The 15,866-nt window shown below is 64.8% G+C and carries 13 protein-coding genes; 10 read left to right on the top strand and 3 right to left on the bottom strand.

The window, feature by feature from the left end; all coding sequences use genetic code 11:
• Nucleotides 1–13 precede the first annotated feature (13 nt).
• Nucleotides 14–2,716 carry a [protein-PII] uridylyltransferase gene (locus GDH07_RS04185; RefSeq protein WP_022642572.1) on the top strand — a complete coding sequence of 901 codons (2,703 nt, stop codon included), beginning with the start codon at nucleotides 14–16 and terminating at the stop codon, nucleotides 2,714–2,716.
• A 39-nt stretch (nucleotides 2,717–2,755) separates the two neighbouring features.
• A complete protein-coding gene (gene dapC / locus GDH07_RS04180) occupies nucleotides 2,756–3,955 on the top strand; it encodes a succinyldiaminopimelate transaminase (RefSeq protein WP_152896750.1) in 1,200 nt (399 codons plus the stop codon).
• Nucleotides 3,956–4,076: 121 nt separating this feature from the next.
• Here dapC and GDH07_RS04175 read toward each other — a convergent pair whose 3' ends face one another.
• Complete coding sequence (locus GDH07_RS04175) at nucleotides 4,077–5,723, bottom strand: Na+/H+ antiporter (protein ID WP_022642570.1); 1,647 nt, start codon at nucleotides 5,721–5,723, stop codon at nucleotides 4,077–4,079.
• 288 nt (nucleotides 5,724–6,011) lie between these two features.
• Here GDH07_RS04175 and GDH07_RS04170 point away from each other — a divergent pair, with 288 nt between their 5' ends.
• The 4 genes from GDH07_RS04170 to GDH07_RS04155 all read left to right on the top strand — a co-directional run bounded on the left by GDH07_RS04170 (nucleotide 6,012) and on the right by GDH07_RS04155 (nucleotide 9,079).
• Nucleotides 6,012–6,320: an arsenate reductase gene (locus GDH07_RS04170; protein ID WP_235777349.1), complete on the top strand. Its 309-nt coding sequence runs from the start codon at nucleotides 6,012–6,014 to the stop codon at nucleotides 6,318–6,320.
• Nucleotides 6,321–6,353: 33 nt separating this feature from the next.
• On the top strand, nucleotides 6,354–7,388 hold the full coding sequence (gene dapD, locus GDH07_RS04165; protein ID WP_053134461.1) for a 2,3,4,5-tetrahydropyridine-2,6-dicarboxylate N-succinyltransferase: 1,035 nt from the start codon (nucleotides 6,354–6,356) through the stop codon (nucleotides 7,386–7,388).
• An 81-nt stretch (nucleotides 7,389–7,469) separates the two neighbouring features.
• Nucleotides 7,470–8,675: an aminotransferase class V-fold PLP-dependent enzyme gene (locus GDH07_RS04160; RefSeq protein WP_152896749.1), complete on the top strand. Its 1,206-nt coding sequence runs from the start codon at nucleotides 7,470–7,472 to the stop codon at nucleotides 8,673–8,675.
• Nucleotides 8,672–9,079 (top strand): SufE family protein, encoded by a 408-nt coding sequence (locus tag GDH07_RS04155; RefSeq protein ID WP_085596158.1) that lies wholly within the window; start codon nucleotides 8,672–8,674, stop codon nucleotides 9,077–9,079. The genes GDH07_RS04160 and GDH07_RS04155 overlap by 4 nt, the downstream gene beginning before the upstream one ends.
• A gap of 137 nt (nucleotides 9,080–9,216) precedes the next feature.
• Here the strand turns inward: GDH07_RS04155 and tcdA are convergent, their stop codons facing one another.
• The gene (gene tcdA, locus GDH07_RS04150) at nucleotides 9,217–10,026 is read right to left on the bottom strand and encodes a tRNA cyclic N6-threonylcarbamoyladenosine(37) synthase TcdA (protein WP_425502096.1); all 810 of its coding nucleotides are present in this window, start codon (nucleotides 10,024–10,026) and stop codon (nucleotides 9,217–9,219) included.
• Between the two features lie 217 nt (nucleotides 10,027–10,243).
• On the opposite strand from tcdA, the gene GDH07_RS04145 reads away from it, so the two are divergent.
• The 4 genes from GDH07_RS04145 to GDH07_RS04130 all read left to right on the top strand — a co-directional run bounded on the left by GDH07_RS04145 (nucleotide 10,244) and on the right by GDH07_RS04130 (nucleotide 15,455).
• Nucleotides 10,244–12,835, top strand: a complete 2,592-nt coding sequence (locus GDH07_RS04145) for a glycosyltransferase (protein WP_152896747.1) — start codon at nucleotides 10,244–10,246, stop codon at nucleotides 12,833–12,835.
• Nucleotides 12,836–13,031: 196 nt separating this feature from the next.
• The gene (gene dapE / locus GDH07_RS04140) at nucleotides 13,032–14,183 is read left to right on the top strand and encodes a succinyl-diaminopimelate desuccinylase (protein WP_053134448.1); all 1,152 of its coding nucleotides are present in this window, start codon (nucleotides 13,032–13,034) and stop codon (nucleotides 14,181–14,183) included.
• Entirely contained in the window at nucleotides 14,183–14,992 is an 810-nt protein-coding gene (locus GDH07_RS04135) for a putative RNA methyltransferase (RefSeq protein WP_022642564.1), read from the top strand. Before dapE ends, GDH07_RS04135 begins: the two co-directional genes overlap by 1 nt.
• Before the next feature lie 85 nt (nucleotides 14,993–15,077).
• Nucleotides 15,078–15,455: a hypothetical protein gene (locus GDH07_RS04130; RefSeq protein WP_022642563.1), complete on the top strand. Its 378-nt coding sequence runs from the start codon at nucleotides 15,078–15,080 to the stop codon at nucleotides 15,453–15,455.
• Nucleotides 15,456–15,565: 110 nt separating this feature from the next.
• Here GDH07_RS04130 and GDH07_RS04125 read toward each other — a convergent pair whose 3' ends face one another.
• On the bottom strand, nucleotides 15,566–15,775 hold the full coding sequence (locus tag GDH07_RS04125; protein ID WP_022642562.1) for a cold-shock protein: 210 nt from the start codon (nucleotides 15,773–15,775) through the stop codon (nucleotides 15,566–15,568).
• Nucleotides 15,776–15,866: the final 91 nt, after the last annotated feature.

The raw sequence follows: 15,866 nt of genomic DNA, 5'->3' as shown, positions 1-15,866 counted from the left end.
AGGAAAGCAATCGATGCCGCAGGTGGATCCCGAACTCTTCGACCGCGGCCAGTTCCAGGCGGAACTGGCATTGAAGGCCAGCCCCATCGCAGCCTTCAAGAAAGCCATCCGCCAGGCACGGGAAGTGCTCGACAACCGCTTTCGCAGCGGACGGGAGATCCGCCGGCTCATCGAAGACCGCGCCTGGTTCATCGACAACATCCTGCAAAAGGCCTGGGACCAGTTCAGCTGGAGCGCCGAAGCCGATATCGCCCTGGTGGCGGTCGGCGGCTACGGACGCGGCGAGCTCCACCCCTACTCCGACATCGACCTGCTGATCCTGCTGGACAGCGCCGACCACGAGATCTTTCGCGATTCCATCGAACGCTTCCTCACCCTGCTCTGGGATATCGGCCTGGAGGTGGGGCAAAGCGTGCGCTCGGTGGATGAGTGCGCAGAACAGGCCCGGGCCGACCTGACGGTGATCACCAACCTGATGGAAAGCCGCACCATCGCCGGCCCCGAGCGCCTGCGCCAGCGCATGCTGGAAGTCACCAGCACCGAACACATGTGGCCGAGCAAAGACTTCTTCCTGGCCAAGCACGCCGAACAAAAGGCTCGCCACCACAAGTACAACGATACCGAGTACAACCTGGAGCCCAACGTCAAGGGCTCGCCCGGCGGCCTGCGGGATATCCAGACTATTCTCTGGGTCGCCCGCCGCCAGTACGGCACCCTGAACCTGCGGGCCCTGGCCGGCGAAGGGTTCCTGCTGGAAAGCGAGAACGCCTTGCTGGCGTCCTCCCAGGAGTTCCTCTGGCGTGTGCGCTACGCCCTGCACATGCTCGCTGGACGCGCCGAAGACCGCCTGCTGCTCGACCACCAGCGCTCCATCGCCACCCTGCTGGGCTTCGAGGGCGAAGACGCCAAGCAGAGCATCGAAAGCTTCATGCAGCAGTACTACCGCGTGGTGATGAGCATCGCCCAGCTGAGCGACCTGATCATCCAGCACTTCGAAGAGGTGATCCTCGCGCCCGAGGATGAAGCACCGCCCCAGCCAATCAACGCCCGCTTCCAGCTGCACGACGGCTATATCGAAGCGATCAACGACAAGGTGTTCAAGCGCACCCCGTTCGCGATGCTGGAGATCTTCGTGCTGATGGCCCAGCACCCTGAGATCAAGGGCGTGCGCGCCGACACCATCCGCCTGTTGCGCGAGCACCGGCACCTGATCGACGACGATTTCCGCCACGACATCCGCAACACCAGCCTGTTCATCGAGCTGTTCAAGTGCGAGATCGGCATCCACCGCAACCTGCGGCGGATGAACCGCTACGGCATTCTCGGACGCTACCTGCCCGAGTTCGGCTTCATCGTCGGGCAGATGCAGCACGACCTGTTCCACATATATACCGTGGACGCCCACACGCTGAACCTGATCAAGCACCTGCGCAAACTGCAGTACACGCCCATTTCCGAGAAATTCCCGCTGGCCAGCAAGCTCATGGGCAAGCTGCCCAAGCCGGAGCTGATCTACATGGCCGGCCTCTACCACGACATCGGCAAGGGCCGGCAAGGCGACCACTCGGAAATCGGCGCAGTGGACGCCGAGGCCTTCTGCATCCGCCACCAACTGCCGCTATGGGACACCCGGCTGATCGTCTGGCTGGTGCAGAACCACCTGGTGATGTCCACCACAGCCCAGCGCAAGGACCTCTCCGACCCGCAAGTGATCCACGACTTCGCCCAGGTCGTGGTGGACCAGACCCGCCTGGACTACCTCTACGTGATGACCGTGGCCGACATCTATGCCACCAACCCCAGCCTATGGAACTCCTGGCGCGCCAGCCTGCTGCGCCAGCTCTACACCGAGACCAAGCGCGCCCTGCGCCGCGGCCTGGAGAACCCGGTGGATCGCGAGGAGCAGATCCGCCAGACCCAGAGCGCGGCCCTGGATATCCTGGTGCGCAATGGCACCGATCCGGACGAGGTCGAGCAACTCTGGTCACAGCTGGGGGACGACTACTTCCTGCGCCACACCGCCGGCGACGTGGCCTGGCACAGCGACGCCATCCTCCAGCAGCCGGTCGACGGCGGCTCGCTGGTGCTGATCAAGGAAATCACCCAGCGCGAATTCGAGGGCGGCACGCAGATCTTCATCTATGCCCCCGACCAGCACGATTTCTTCGCCGTGACCGTGGCCGCCATGGACCAGCTCAACCTGAACATCCATGACGCCCGGATCATCACCTCCAGCAGCCAGTTCACCCTTGACACCTATATCGTCCTGGACAACGACGGCGAATCCATCGGCAACAACCCCGAGCGGGTCGAGCAGATCCGCAAGGGCCTGACCGATGCCCTGCGCAATCCCGACGACTACCCGACCATCATCCAGCGCCGGGTACCGCGCCAGCTCAAGCACTTCGCCTTCGCCCCCGAGGTGACCATCCACAACGACGCCCAGCGCCCGGTCACCGTGCTGGAGCTCAGCGCTCCCGACCGCCCGGGCTTGCTGGCGCGCATCGGCAAGATCTTCCTGGAGTTCGACCTGTCGCTGCAGAACGCCAAGATCGCCACCCTGGGCGAGCGCGTGGAAGACGTGTTCTTCATTACCGACGCGCACAACCAGCCCCTTTCCGACCCCCAGCTGTGCAGTCGCCTGCAGGATGCGATCGTCAGCCAGTTGAGCGTCAGCCATGAACCGACTATCGAAATGACCCGCCTGAGCATCTGACAGGTCATGACCCGACGCTTTGATCGAGACCCCGCACCGATGAACAACGCTCTGAACCAGCTGCAGCCCTACCCGTTCGAAAAGCTCCGCGCCTTGCTCGGCGGCGTCACCCCCAACCCAGACAAGCGCCCCATTGCCCTGTCCATCGGCGAACCGAAGCACCGTTCGCCGAGCTTCGTCGCCGAGGCCCTGGCCAACAACCTCGACCAGATGGCCGTGTACCCCACTACCCTGGGCATCCCGGCCCTGCGCGAGGCCATCGGTGCCTGGTGCGAGCGGCGCTTCGGCGTGCCGGAAGGCTGGATCGACCCGGCGCGTAACGTGTTACCGGTGAACGGTACCCGCGAGGCGCTGTTCGCCTTCACCCAGACCGTGGTCAATCGCGGCGAGGACGCCCTGGTGGTCAGCCCCAACCCGTTCTACCAGATCTACGAGGGTGCAGCGTTCCTGGCCGGGGCCCAGCCGCACTACCTGCCCTGCCTGGACGAAAACGGCTTCAACCCGGACTTCGACGCAGTACCGGCCGAGATCTGGCAGCGCTGCCAGATCCTGTTCCTGTGCTCGCCCGGCAACCCCACTGGTGCACTGATTCCGCTGGCGACCCTGAAGAAGCTGATCGCCCTGGCGGACGAGCACGACTTCGTGATCGCCGCCGACGAATGCTATAGCGAACTGTATTTCGACGAGCAATCGCCGCCGCCCGGCCTGCTCAGCGCCTGCGCCGAGCTGGGCCGTAAGGACTTCAAGCGCTGCGTGGTGTTCCACAGCCTGTCCAAGCGCTCCAACCTGCCAGGCCTGCGCTCGGGCTTCGTCGCCGGCGATGCCGAGATCCTCAAGGGCTTCTTGCTGTACCGCACCTACCACGGCTGCGCCATGCCGGTGCAGACCCAACTGGCCAGCGTCGCCGCCTGGAACGATGAAGTCCATGTACGGGCCAACCGTGCGCTGTACCGCGAGAAATTCGATGCGGTATTGGCGATTCTCGCACCGGTCATGGACGTGCAGCGTCCGGACGGCAGCTTCTACCTGTGGCCGAACGTGGCCGGTGATGACGCAGCGTTCTGCCGCGACCTGTTCGAACAGGAACACGTGACCGTGGTCCCGGGCTCCTATCTTTCCCGCGATGTGGACGGCACCAACCCCGGCGCCGGCCGCGTGCGCATGGCCCTGGTGGCACCACTGGCCGAATGCGTCGAGGCTGCCGAGCGGATTCGCGATTTCGTATTGCGCCGTAAATAATCTCGCGAACCTGCAGCAACGAAGCTTGTTCGCGATGGGCGACAACGCAGTGCATCAGGTGCACTGCGTCGTCTGAATCGCGGGCAAGCCGGATCGCCGCCCGCCCGCTCCTACACCAGCGTCATTTCACCGATCCCAGGTTCGCCTCGCTCAAATCCAGTTCCGCCAGCACTTCACGCAGCACATCGTCGCCGATCTGATGCTGGCGGCTCAGGCGATACAGCTCCAACCGTTGCGCGCGCAGGGCCTTGAGCCGCAGGCGCCGCTCCAGCAGGTCCATCTGCTGGGCCAGGGCCTGGGCCTCGGCAGAATCGTTGTAGACCTCCAGCTGGTGCCGATACTCGGCCATCAACCGGCCCTTGAGCTCGCTGCTCAGGGCGGCCTGGGCGGCATCCGGAGCCTCGCCGGACTCGGCGACCTCCTCGGCTTCAAGTGCGTGGATCGCGGCCTCGGCGGTCTTGCGCCAGGCATCGCGCACTTCGCCCCGGCGTTTGTCGTCAGGGCTCTTGACGATGCCACGCAGCAGCAGCGGCAGGGCGATGCACGCCGCTACCAAGGACAGCAGGATCACCCCGGCGGCAATGAAGATCAGCAGGTCACGTTCGGGAAAGGCTTCGCCCGCGCCCAGGAATAGAGGCACCGACATCACGCCGGCCAGGGTCACCGCCCCGCGCACACCGCCCACGGTCAGCAGCCAGCAGGAACGCGCGGTGGGCACCAGGGTCAGCTCGCCCTTGCCGCGCCAGCGCCGCAGCAGGCCCGACAAGCGCCAGATGCTCTGCACCCAGATGAAGCGCAGCACCAGCAACACCAGGAAAATCGCCACCACATCCAGGCAGCGGTAGGCCAGGGTCGGCCAGAGCGACGTCTCGTGGCTGACCACCGCCTTGATGATGTCCGGCAACTGCAGGCCCAGCAGCAGGAAGATCAGGCCGTTGAAGGCGAACTCCAGCAACGACCAGACACTGCGGTTGAGCAGGCGGGTGCTGGTCTGGCGCGGCAGCAGGTCGAGCCAGCTCTGCATCATCCCCGCCGCCACCGCCGAAAGGATACCCGAGGCTCCCAGGCGCTCGGCCAGGACATAGGCGGCGAACGGCAGCAGCAACATGAACACCACGTGGGTCGCAGGATCATCCCAGCCACGGGCGATCATCCAGGCCCGCAAGCGCCCCACCAGCCAGCTCAGGGCCACGCCCACCGCCAGGCCACCCACCGCCACCAGGACGAAGGTCAGGCTGGCATTGGCCAGGGAAAACACCCCGGTGACCGCCGCCACCAGGGCGAACTTGAAGGTCACCAGGCCCGAGGCGTCGTTCATCAAAGCCTCGCCCTGGAGCATGTGCATCAACGGCGTCGGCAGGCGGTTCTGGGATATCGCCGAGACCGCCACGGCGTCGGTGGGCGACAACACCGCCGCCAGGGCGAAGGCCACCGGCAAGGGAATGGTCGGCAATAGCCAGTGGATGAAATAACCAGCGCCGACCACCGTGAACAGCACCAGCCCCACAGCCAGAGTCAGGATCGGGCCACGCAAGCGCCAGAACTCGCGCTTGGGCATGCGCCAGCCATCGGAAAACAGCAGCGGCGGCAGGAACAGAAACAGGAACAGCTCCGGGTCCAGGGCCACGTGCAGGCCCAGGGTCGGCCAGGCCAGCAAGGCCCCGGCGCTGATCTGCACCAGGGGCAATGGCAGTGGGATCACCCGCCCGACAAGACGCGAGAGGCTCACCAGCATCAGCATGATGAGGACGGTATAGGCGGTTTGCATAAAGCGGGGTTCCTGATTCGGACTTTCAGAGCAGACACACAAACTCGGCAACAATTCGCCGCAGAAGTGCCATATTAGCCGCTTAAGCTGCGCTCACGCCGCTGCACGAAAGTCGCAACGCCCAGGTCCGCGCAACACAATGCGACAAAGCCCCGCAGCCGCCGACGCCTAAGCGCCGCCGTCGTGGCATAATCCCGGACCTTTGATTACCAGCACTCCAGAGGGGGCAATTCCTTGACCGCTTCAAGCAAAACGTTGCACCTTTTCGGCATCAAGGCCTGCGACACCATGAAAAAGGCGCGCACCTGGCTCGATGAACACGCTGTCAGCTATGACTTCCACGACTACAAGACCTCCGGCATCGATCGCGAGCACCTGAACCAGTGGTGCGCCGAGCACGGCTGGGAAGTGGTGCTGAACCGCGCGGGTACTACCTTCCGCAAGCTCGATGAGGCCAGCAAGGCCGACCTCGACCAGGCCAAGGCCGTCGAACTGATGCTCGCGCAACCGTCGATGATCAAGCGTCCGGTGCTCGACCTCGGAAACAGAACCCTGATTGGCTTCAAGCCAGACCTTTACGCAGCGGCGCTCAAGTAAGCCTGCTCAATCAATTTCGCAAGAGGTAACTGCATGTCCACTACCCTGTTCAGCCTGGCATTCGGTGTCGGCACCCAGAACCGCCAAGGTGCTTGGCTGGAAGTGTTTTACGCAGCGCCGCTGCTCAAGCCTGCGGCTGAAATCGTCGCCGCCGTAGCGCCGATCCTCGGCTACAGCGAAGGCAACCAGGCCATCACCTTCAGCACCACCCAGGCCGCGCAGATGGCCGACGCCCTCAAGGGTATCGACGCCACCCAGGCCGCCCTGCTGACCCGCCTGGCCGAAAGCCACAAGCCCCTGGTCGCCACCCTGCTGGCCGAAGACGCCCAACTGACCAGCACCCCAGAGGCCTACCTCAAGCTGCACCTGCTGTCCCATCGCCTGGTCAAGCCCCATGGCCTGAGTCTGGCCGGCGTATTCCCGCTGCTGCCGAACGTCGCCTGGACCAGCCAGGGCGCCATCGACCTGGCCGAACTGGCCGAGCGCCAACTCGAAGCACGCCTGCGCGGCGAACTGCTGGAAGTGTTCTCGGTGGACAAGTTCCCGAAAATGACCGACTACGTCGTGCCGAGCGGCGTGCGTATCGCTGACAGCGCACGGATCCGCCTGGGCGCCTACATCGGCGAAGGCACCACCGTGATGCACGAAGGCTTCGTCAACTTCAACGCTGGCACCGAAGGCCCGGGCATGATCGAAGGCCGCGTATCGGCTGGCGTGTTCGTCGGCAAGGGTTCGGACCTGGGCGGCGGCTGCTCCACCATGGGTACCCTGTCGGGTGGCGGCAACATCGTGATCAAGGTCGGCGAAGGCTGCCTGATCGGCGCCAACGCCGGCATCGGCATCCCGCTGGGCGATCGCAACACCGTGGAATCGGGCCTGTACGTGACCGCCGGGACCAAGGTGGCGCTGCTGGACGAGAACAACCAACTGGTCAAGGTCCTCAAGGCCCGGGAACTGGCCGGCCAGCCTGACCTGCTGTTCCGTCGCAACTCGGAAACCGGCGCCGTGGAGTGCAAGACCCACAAGTCGGCCATCGAGCTGAACGAAGCGCTGCACGCTCACAACTAAGCGAGCCCAGCACGCGGTTCCACCGGAACCCGCCGGGCGCTTATCATCAGCGCCCGGCCTGTTCGAACGAGTTTCGCCATCATGCTTTTACCCTCCCCCTGGCGCGCCGATTTCCCGGCCATCGCCGCCCTGCAACGCCAGGACCAGACCTACCTGGACAACGCCGCCACCACCCAGAAGCCCCAGGCCCTGCTGGACGCCCTGGCGCACTACTACGCCAATGGCGCGGCCAACGTGCATCGCGCCCAGCACCTGCCCGGCGCCCACGCCACCCAGGCTTTCGAGGACAGCCGCAGCAAGGTCGGGCAATGGCTGAATGTCGGCGACAGCGGGCAGATCGTCTTCACCCACGGCGCGACTTCCGCGCTGAACCTCCTGGCCTATGGCCTGGAGCATCGATTCGAGGCTGGCGATGAAATCGTCGTCAGCGCCCTGGAACATCACGCCAACCTGCTGCCTTGGCAGCAACTGGCCCAGCGCCGCGGGCTGAGCCTGGTGGTCCTGCCGCTGGATGCCGACGGGCTGGTGGATATCGACGCCACGAGCCGCCTGATCGGCCCTCGGACCCGATTGCTGGCAGTCAGCCAGCTGTCCAACGTGCTCGGTGCCTGGCAACCCTTGACCCCGCTGCTGGCCATGGCCAGGGCCCAGGGCGCGCTGACCGTGGTCGACGGCGCCCAGGGGGTGGTCCACGGCCGACATGACGTTCAGGCCCTGGGCTGCGACTTCTATGTGTTTTCCAGCCACAAGCTGTACGGCCCGGAAGGCGTCGGCGTGCTCTTCGGCCGCCATGGGGCGCTCAAGGGGCTGCGCCATTGGCAATTCGGTGGCGAGATGGTCCAGGACGCCGATTACCAGCACGCCAGGTTCCGCCCTGCACCCCTGGGTTTCGAGGCAGGAACGCCAGCGATCGCCGGGGTCATCGGCCTTGGCGCCACCCTGGACTACCTCGCTGGCCTGGACCAGCAAGCCGTGGCCGAACATGAAGCAAAACTGCATGCCTACCTGCTGCATGGGCTGCAGGCGCGCAACGGCATCCGCCTGCTGGGCACGCCGCAGCTGGCGCTGGTCAGCTTCGTGGTCGACGGCGTACACAGCGCCGATCTGGCACACCTGTTGACCGAACAGGGCATCGCCGTGCGGGCCGGCCATCACTGCGCCATGCCCTTGCTCAAGAGCCTCGGCCTGCACGGAGCGATCCGCGTGTCCCTGGCGCTATACAACGACTCCGAGGACCTGGAGCGCTTCTTCGAGGCCCTGGACCAGGCCCTGGAACTGCTGCGATGAGCCTGCCGGAAGACGCCAGTACAGCGCTGCAAGTGTTCCAGGAAGCCGCAGGCTGGGAGCAGCGGGCGCGCCTGTTGATGCAATGGGGCGAGCGCCTGCCGGCCCTGGACGACAGCGCCAGGGTCGAGGCCAATCGGGTGCACGGTTGTGAGAGCCAGGTGTGGCTGGTGGCAAGCCTGGATCAAGGCCGCTGGCAATTCGCCGCGGCCACCGATGCGCGGCTGATCCGTGGCCTGGTGGCGCTGCTGCTGGCGCGGGTCAACGGATTGTCCGCGCAAGAGTTGCGCGAGGTGGACCTGGCGGACTGGTTCAACCAGTTGGGGTTGTCGCGCCAGCTCTCGCCATCACGCGCCAACGGCCTGAATGCTGTGTTGCAACGGATGGGCGAACTGGCCAGCGTGTAGCCGCTGCCAAGCCTGCGAGGCTGCGACAAGGGCCGAAGGACCTTCAGCGGATTCAAGACCCAGCGGCCGCTGCGCGCCCGTACGCAGCCTGCGGCAGCGGCTACATGGGCCAGTCCGTGAATGCCTAGGCCGCAAGGCTACACCGCCTTGTTGCGCTCGGACGGACGGCGCACGCCGGCTACCAGCTTGTCCACCGCCTTGGTCGCCGCGACCATGCCGAACGTCGCGGTCACCATCATCACCGCACCGAAACCGCCGGCACAATCGAGCTTGACCCCGTCACCGACGAAGCTCTTCTGCAGGCAGATACCGCCGTCGGGCTTGGGATAGCGCAGTTGCTCGGTGGAAAACACGCAGGGCACGCTGTAGTGCCGGTTCATGGTGCGCGAGAACCCGTAGTCGCGGCGCAAGGTCGAACGCACCTTGGATGCCAGCGGGTCATTGAAGGTGCGGTTCAGGTCGCAGACCTGGATCTGGGTCGGATCGATCTGCCCGCCAGCCCCACCGGTGGTGATGATCTGGATCTTGCGGCGCTTGCACCAGGCGATCAGGGCCGCCTTGGCATTCACGCTGTCGATGCAGTCGATCACGCAGTCGATTTCGGGAGTGATGTACTCGGCCATGGTGTCGCGGGTGACGAAGTCCGTGACCGGGTGCACCGTGCAGTGCGGATTGATGCCCCGCAGGCGCTCGGCCATGACCTCGACCTTGGGCCGACCCACGGTGCTGTCCAGGGCATGCAGTTGGCGGTTGCTGTTGCTGACGCAGACATCGTCGAGGTCGAACAGCGAGATTTCCCCCACCCCGCAACGGGCGATGGCTTCCGCCGCCCAGGAACCGACCCCGCCGATACCGACGATCGCCACGTGGGCCGCCTGCAGCCGTTCCAGGCCCTCGATGCCATACAAGCGGGCGACGCCGGCAAACCGTGGATCTTCTGTACTCATGACCATCACCTAAAAAACCGGCGCGCATTATAGGGCTTCGCCGCGACAAGTTTTAAGCCGCCAGCTACAAGTAAAGAACTTAAACCCAATTACGGTGCCCAAGGTCTCGCCGTCCCCTGTGCGCTGTACGCTCAGTTGAGGGCCGGTGTAGGATGCGCGCCGTTTGGCGCCTGCCAACCTTTCCCTCGTTCCACACTTCTTGGAACCCGAAATAGCCATGTCATCGCGTAAATTTGGACTCAACCTGGTGATAGTGCTGGCCATCGCCGCGCTGTTCACCGGTTTCTGGGCGCTGATCAACCGCCCGGTCTCGGCCCCCGACTGGCCGGAACAGATCTCCGGTTTTTCCTACTCGCCCTTCCAGCTGGGTCAGTTTCCGCAAAAGGACCAGTACCCGTCCGACGATGAAATGCGTCGCGACCTGGAAATCATGAGCAAGCTGACCGACAACATTCGTACCTATTCGGTGGATGGCAGCCTGGGAGACATTCCCCGGCTGGCGGAAGAATTCGGCTTGCGCGTGACCTTGGGGATCTGGATCAGCCCGGACCTGGAGCGCAACGAGCGCGAGATCATGCGCGCCATCGAACTGGCCAATACCTCCCGCAGCGTGGTCCGGGTGGTGGTGGGTAACGAGGCGATCTTCCGCAAGGAAATCAGCGCCGACCAGTTATCCGTGGTCCTGGACCGGGTACGTGCCGCAGTGAAGGTGCCGGTCACCACTTCCGAGCAGTGGCACGTCTGGGAAGAACATCCGGAACTGGCCCAGCACGTCGACCTGATCGCCGCGCACATCCTGCCCTACTGGGAATTCATCCCGGTGGACAAGGCCGAACAGTTCGTCCTCGACCGGGCTCGCGACCTGAAGAAGATGTTCCCGAAAAAACCGCTGCTGCTGTCCGAAGTGGGCTGGCCGAGCAATGGCCGGATGCGCGGTGGCGCCGACGCCAGCCCGGCGGACCAGGCGATCTACCTGCGGACCCTGGTCAATCAGCTCAACCGCCAGGGCTACAACTACTTCGTCATCGAAGCCTTCGACCAACCGTGGAAGGCCAGCGACGAAGGCTCGGTGGGCGCCTACTGGGGCGTGTTCAACGCTGCGCGCCAGCAGAAATTCAACTTCGAAGGCCCGGTAGTGGCGATCCCGCAATGGCGGGTACTGGCCATCGGCTCGGTGGTCCTGGCGATGCTGTCCCTGGCGATCCTGCTGATCGACGGCTCGGCCCTGCGCCAGCGTGGGCGGACGTTCCTGACCTTCATCGCCTTCCTCTGCGGTTCGGTGCTGGTGTGGATCGGCTATGACTACAGCCAGCAGTACAGCACCTGGTTCAGCCTGACCGTGGGCTTCCTCCTGGCCCTGGGCGCCTTGGGGGTGTTCATCGTCCTGCTCACCGAGGCCCACGAACTGGCCGAGGCGGTGTGGGTGCGCAAGCGCCGGCGCGAGTTCCTGCCGGTGGAAGGCGATTCCGGCTACCGGCCGAAAGTCTCGATCCATGTGCCCTGCTACAACGAACCACCGGAGATGGTGAAGCAGACCCTCGATGCCCTGGCCAACCTCGATTACCCGGACTACGAAGTCCTGATCATCGACAACAACACCAAGGACCCGGCCGTCTGGGAGCCGGTCCAGGCCTATTGCCAGACCCTGGGGCCGCGCTTTCGCTTCTTCCATGTCTCGCCCCTGGCCGGCTTCAAGGGCGGCGCGCTGAACTACCTGATCCCACACACCGCCAAGGACGCCGAGGTGATCGCGGTCATCGACTCCGACTACTGCGTGGAGCGCAACTGGCTCAAGCACATGGTGCCGCACTTCGCCGACCCGAAGATCGCCATCGTGCAGTCGCCCCAGGATTACCGCGACCAGGACGAAAGCACCTTCAAGAAGCTCTGCTACGCGGAGTACAAGGGCTTCTTCCATATCGGCATGGTCACCCGCAACGACCGCGACGCCATCATCCAGCACGGCACCATGACCATGACCCGGCGCTCGGTGCTCGAAGAGCTGGGCTGGGCCGACTGGTGCATCTGCGAGGACGCCGAGCTGGGCCTGCGGGTGTTCGAGAAGGGCCTGTCGGCCGCCTACCACCACGAAAGCTACGGCAAGGGCCTGATGCCCGACACCTTCATCGACTTCAAGAAGCAGCGTTTCCGCTGGGCCTACGGTGCGATCCAGATCATCAAGCGCCATACCGCCAGCCTGCTGCGCGGCAAGGACACCGAGCTGACCCGCGGCCAGCGCTACCACTTCCTGGCAGGCTGGCTACCGTGGGTGGCCGACGGCATGAACATTTTCTTCACCATCGGCGCACTGTTGTGGTCGGCGGCGATGATCATCGTGCCCAAGCAGGTGGACCCGCCGCTGCTGATCTTCGCCATCCCGCCCCTGGCGCTGTTCGTGTTCAAAGTAGGCAAGATCATCTTCCTCTACCGCCGTGCGGTGGGCGTGAACCTCAAGGACGCCTTCTGCGCAGCCCTGGCCGGCCTGGCCCTGTCCCATACCATCGCCAAGGCGGTGCTGTACGGTTTCTTCACCAGCAGCATCCCGTTCTTCCGCACGCCGAAGAACGCCAACAGCCATGGTTTCTGGGTGGCGATCTCCGAGGCTCGGGAAGAGCTGTTCATCATGCTGCTGCTGTGGGGCGCGGCGCTGGGGATCTTCCTGGTCCAGGGCCTGCCGAGCAACGACATGCGCTTCTGGGTGACCATGCTCCTGGTGCAGTCCCTGCCCTACGTGGCGGCACTGGTCATGGCCTTCCTGTCGTCGCTGCCCAAGCCGGCGCCGGAGCCTGAACCGGCCCCTGCGGGCTGAATCGACGCAAAGCACTAAACGGCGGCCTGAGGCCGCCGTTTTGCTTTAAGATATCCGCCATTTTGCGCGCCTTGCCCCCCATTACAGTAGGAGCCAGGCTTACCTGCGATGAAACCTTTGCGGTGCTTTGGGCAAACCGCGTCGCGACCATCGCGGGCCAGCCTCGCTCCTACCTATAACGTCTCCGGAGTTTCCCATGACGGCCCACGCCGAGCTTTCGCCGACCCTGCAACTTGCCTGTGACCTGATCCGTCGCCCCTCGGTGACCCCGGTCGATGCCGACTGCCAGAAGCTGATGATGCAGCGCCTGGGCGATGCCGGTTTCCAGCTGGAACCGATGCGCATCGAGGACGTGGACAACTTCTGGGCCACCCATGGCAAGCATGAGGGCCCGGTGCTGTGCTTCGCCGGCCACACCGACGTGGTGCCCACCGGTCCGGTCCAGGCCTGGCAGAACGATCCGTTCGAGGCCCTGATCGACGAACACGGCATGCTCTGTGGCCGTGGCGCGGCGGACATGAAAGGCAGCCTGGCGGCGATGCTGGTGGCCGCCGAGCGCTTCGTCGGCGATTACCCGGACCACAAGGGTTCGGTGGCGTTCCTGATCACCAGCGATGAAGAAGGTCCGGCGCACCATGGCACCAAGGCCGTGGTCGAACGCCTGGCGGCACGCAAGGAGCGCCTGGACTGGTGCATCGTCGGCGAGCCGTCGAGTACCAGCCTGGTGGGCGATGTGGTCAAGAACGGCCGTCGCGGCTCCCTGGGCGCCAAGCTCACGGTCCGTGGGGTCCAGGGCCACGTGGCCTATCCGCACCTGGCCAAGAACCCGATCCACCTGGCCGCCGCGGCCCTGGCGGAATTGGCGGCCGAGCACTGGGACGACGGCAACGCCTTCTTCCCGCCCACCAGCTTCCAGATCTCCAACCTCAACTCCGGCACCGGCGCCACCAACGTGATCCCCGGTGAACTGGTGGCCCTGTTCAACTTCCGCTTCTCCACCGAGTCCACCGTCGAAGGCCTGCAGCAGCGGGTCGCGGCGATCCTCGACAAGCACGAACTGGACTGGCATGTGGAGTGGGCGCTGTCCGGCCTGCCGTTCCTCACCGAGCCAGGCGCCCTGCTGGACGCGGTATCGGCCAGCATCAAGCAGGTCACCGGCCGCCAGACCAAGGCCTCCACCAGCGGCGGTACATCCGATGGTCGCTTCATCGCCACCCTGGGCACCCAGGTCGTGGAGTTGGGGCCGGTCAACGCCACCATCCACCAGGTCAACGAGCGGATCCTGGCCAGCGACCTCGACGTGCTGACCGAGATCTACTACCAGACTCTGGTCCGGTTGCTCGCCTGATGCTCGCCTGTCCTCTTTGCAGCGCCCCGCTGAACACCCAGGACAACGGCGTGGTGTGCCCGGCCGGGCATCGCTTCGACCGTGCCCGCCAGGGCTACCTGAACCTGCTGCCGGTGCAACATAAGAACAGCCGCGACCCGGGCGACAACCAGGCCATGGTCGAGGCCCGCCGCGACTTCCTCAACGCCGGGCACTACGCCCCGGTAGCCGCGCGCCTGGCAGAGCTGGCCGCCGAGCGGGCACCACAGCGCTGGGTCGATATCGGCTGCGGCGAGGGTTACTACACCGCGCAATTGGCCCAGGCCCTGCCCGACGCCGATGGCTACGCCCTGGATATTTCCCGGGAAGCGGTCAAGCGCGCCTGCCGCCGGGCCCCGCAGTTGACCTGGATGGTCGCCAGCATGGCGCGTGTTCCCCTGGCCGAGGGCAGTTGCCAGTTCCTGGCCAGTGTCTTCAGTCCTCTGGACTGGCAGGAAGCCAAGCGCCTCTTGAGCCCTGGCGGCGGCCTGATGAAGGTCGGGCCTACCAGCGGCCACCTGATGGAGCTGCGCGAACGCCTGTACGACGAGGTCCGGGAATACACCGACGACAAGCACCTGGCCCTGGTGCCACAGGGCATGGCCCTGGACCATAGCGAGGTCCTGGAATTCAAGCTGCGCCTGGATCGCCCGCAAGATCGCGCCAACCTGCTGGCCATGACGCCCCATGGCTGGCGTGCCAGCGCCGAGCGCCGGGCCGCGGTGATCGAGCAAGAGCAGCCGTTCGAGGTCAGCGTATCGATGCGCTACGATTATTTCGTACTGCAGTGACCCCACTTCAACCACGACCCCGGGCATGGGCCCGGGGTCGGATAAATCCGCGAATGGATTTTTCAGACCGGCAATGAGGACATCCATGCGCCAGCCCGATATCGAGATTTACCTGAAAGACGCCGACGTCGACCACAAGGCCATCGCCGCCTGGCTCGGCGCCGTGCTGGGTCCTTGCAGCCAATGGGTACAGAAGGGGCAGACCTACAAATGCACCGCCGGCCAAGTACCGGTGACCTGGCTGCCCAAGGCCGTGGGCAAATGGAACAGCCTGTACCTGGAAAGCGACCAGACGCCCTGGGACGACGACATCGCCTGCGCCCGCGCCGCGTTCGCCGCGCTCAACGTCGAGGTGCGCTGCGCACCGGGTAGCTGGGTCGAGGAGGAAGGTGAAGAGTCCGCCGATCGCTGGATTCGCATCAGCACCGACGGTGAAGAAGAGATTACCTGGCGCACCGCCTGATTTCGCTTGCGCCTGATTCCAATTGCAGTAGGAGCGAGGCTTGCTCGCGATAGCGTTGTGCCTGGTAGCACGTTATCGCGGGCAAGGCTCGCGCCTATCGGGCAGAGCCCTTACAAGCCGACGACGTCCTCGGCCTGCAGGCCTTTCTGGCCTTCGACCACGGCGTACTCCACCTGCTGGCCTTCGGTCAGGGAACGGTGGCCTTCGCCACGGATCGCCCGGTAGTGAACGAACACGTCCGCCCCACCTTCACGTTGGATAAAGCCGTAGCCCTTGGCGTCGTTGAACCACTTCACGCTGCCGGTCTCACGAGTAGTCATGAATCCATCCCTCAATTTTTTATTATTGGCTCGGCGCTCTGCCGCCAAACCTGGAGAACTTTCCCTGGGCCTGCTTCTCTATGAGTGGAAG

Origin of the sequence: Pseudomonas piscis (genome assembly GCF_009380155.1) — a bacterium.
Classification (GTDB): domain Bacteria; phylum Pseudomonadota; class Gammaproteobacteria; order Pseudomonadales; family Pseudomonadaceae; genus Aquipseudomonas; species Aquipseudomonas piscis.
Note: the sequence above shows the minus strand (reverse complement) of the source record. Positions and strands in the feature narration are given on the sequence as shown.

Bases quoted from the DNA above. Each gene is read 5' to 3' on its own strand.
- GDH07_RS04185 (WP_022642572.1), top strand. From the start codon at position 14: ATGCCGCAGGTGGATCCCGAACTCTTCGACCGCGGCCAGTTCCAGGCG.
- dapC (WP_152896750.1), top strand. From the start codon at position 2,756: ATGAACAACGCTCTGAACCAGCTGCAGCCCTACCCGTTCGAAAAGCTC.
- GDH07_RS04175 (WP_022642570.1), bottom strand. From the start codon at position 5,723: ATGCAAACCGCCTATACCGTCCTCATCATGCTGATGCTGGTGAGCCTC.
- GDH07_RS04170 (WP_235777349.1), top strand. From the start codon at position 6,012: ATGAAAAAGGCGCGCACCTGGCTCGATGAACACGCTGTCAGCTATGAC.
- dapD (WP_053134461.1), top strand. From the start codon at position 6,354: ATGTCCACTACCCTGTTCAGCCTGGCATTCGGTGTCGGCACCCAGAAC.
- GDH07_RS04160 (WP_152896749.1), top strand. From the start codon at position 7,470: ATGCTTTTACCCTCCCCCTGGCGCGCCGATTTCCCGGCCATCGCCGCC.
- GDH07_RS04155 (WP_085596158.1), top strand. From the start codon at position 8,672: ATGAGCCTGCCGGAAGACGCCAGTACAGCGCTGCAAGTGTTCCAGGAA.
- tcdA (WP_425502096.1), bottom strand. From the start codon at position 10,026: ATGAGTACAGAAGATCCACGGTTTGCCGGCGTCGCCCGCTTGTATGGC.
- GDH07_RS04145 (WP_152896747.1), top strand. From the start codon at position 10,244: ATGTCATCGCGTAAATTTGGACTCAACCTGGTGATAGTGCTGGCCATC.
- dapE (WP_053134448.1), top strand. From the start codon at position 13,032: ATGACGGCCCACGCCGAGCTTTCGCCGACCCTGCAACTTGCCTGTGAC.
- GDH07_RS04135 (WP_022642564.1), top strand. From the start codon at position 14,183: ATGCTCGCCTGTCCTCTTTGCAGCGCCCCGCTGAACACCCAGGACAAC.
- GDH07_RS04130 (WP_022642563.1), top strand. From the start codon at position 15,078: ATGCGCCAGCCCGATATCGAGATTTACCTGAAAGACGCCGACGTCGAC.
- GDH07_RS04125 (WP_022642562.1), bottom strand. From the start codon at position 15,775: ATGACTACTCGTGAGACCGGCAGCGTGAAGTGGTTCAACGACGCCAAG.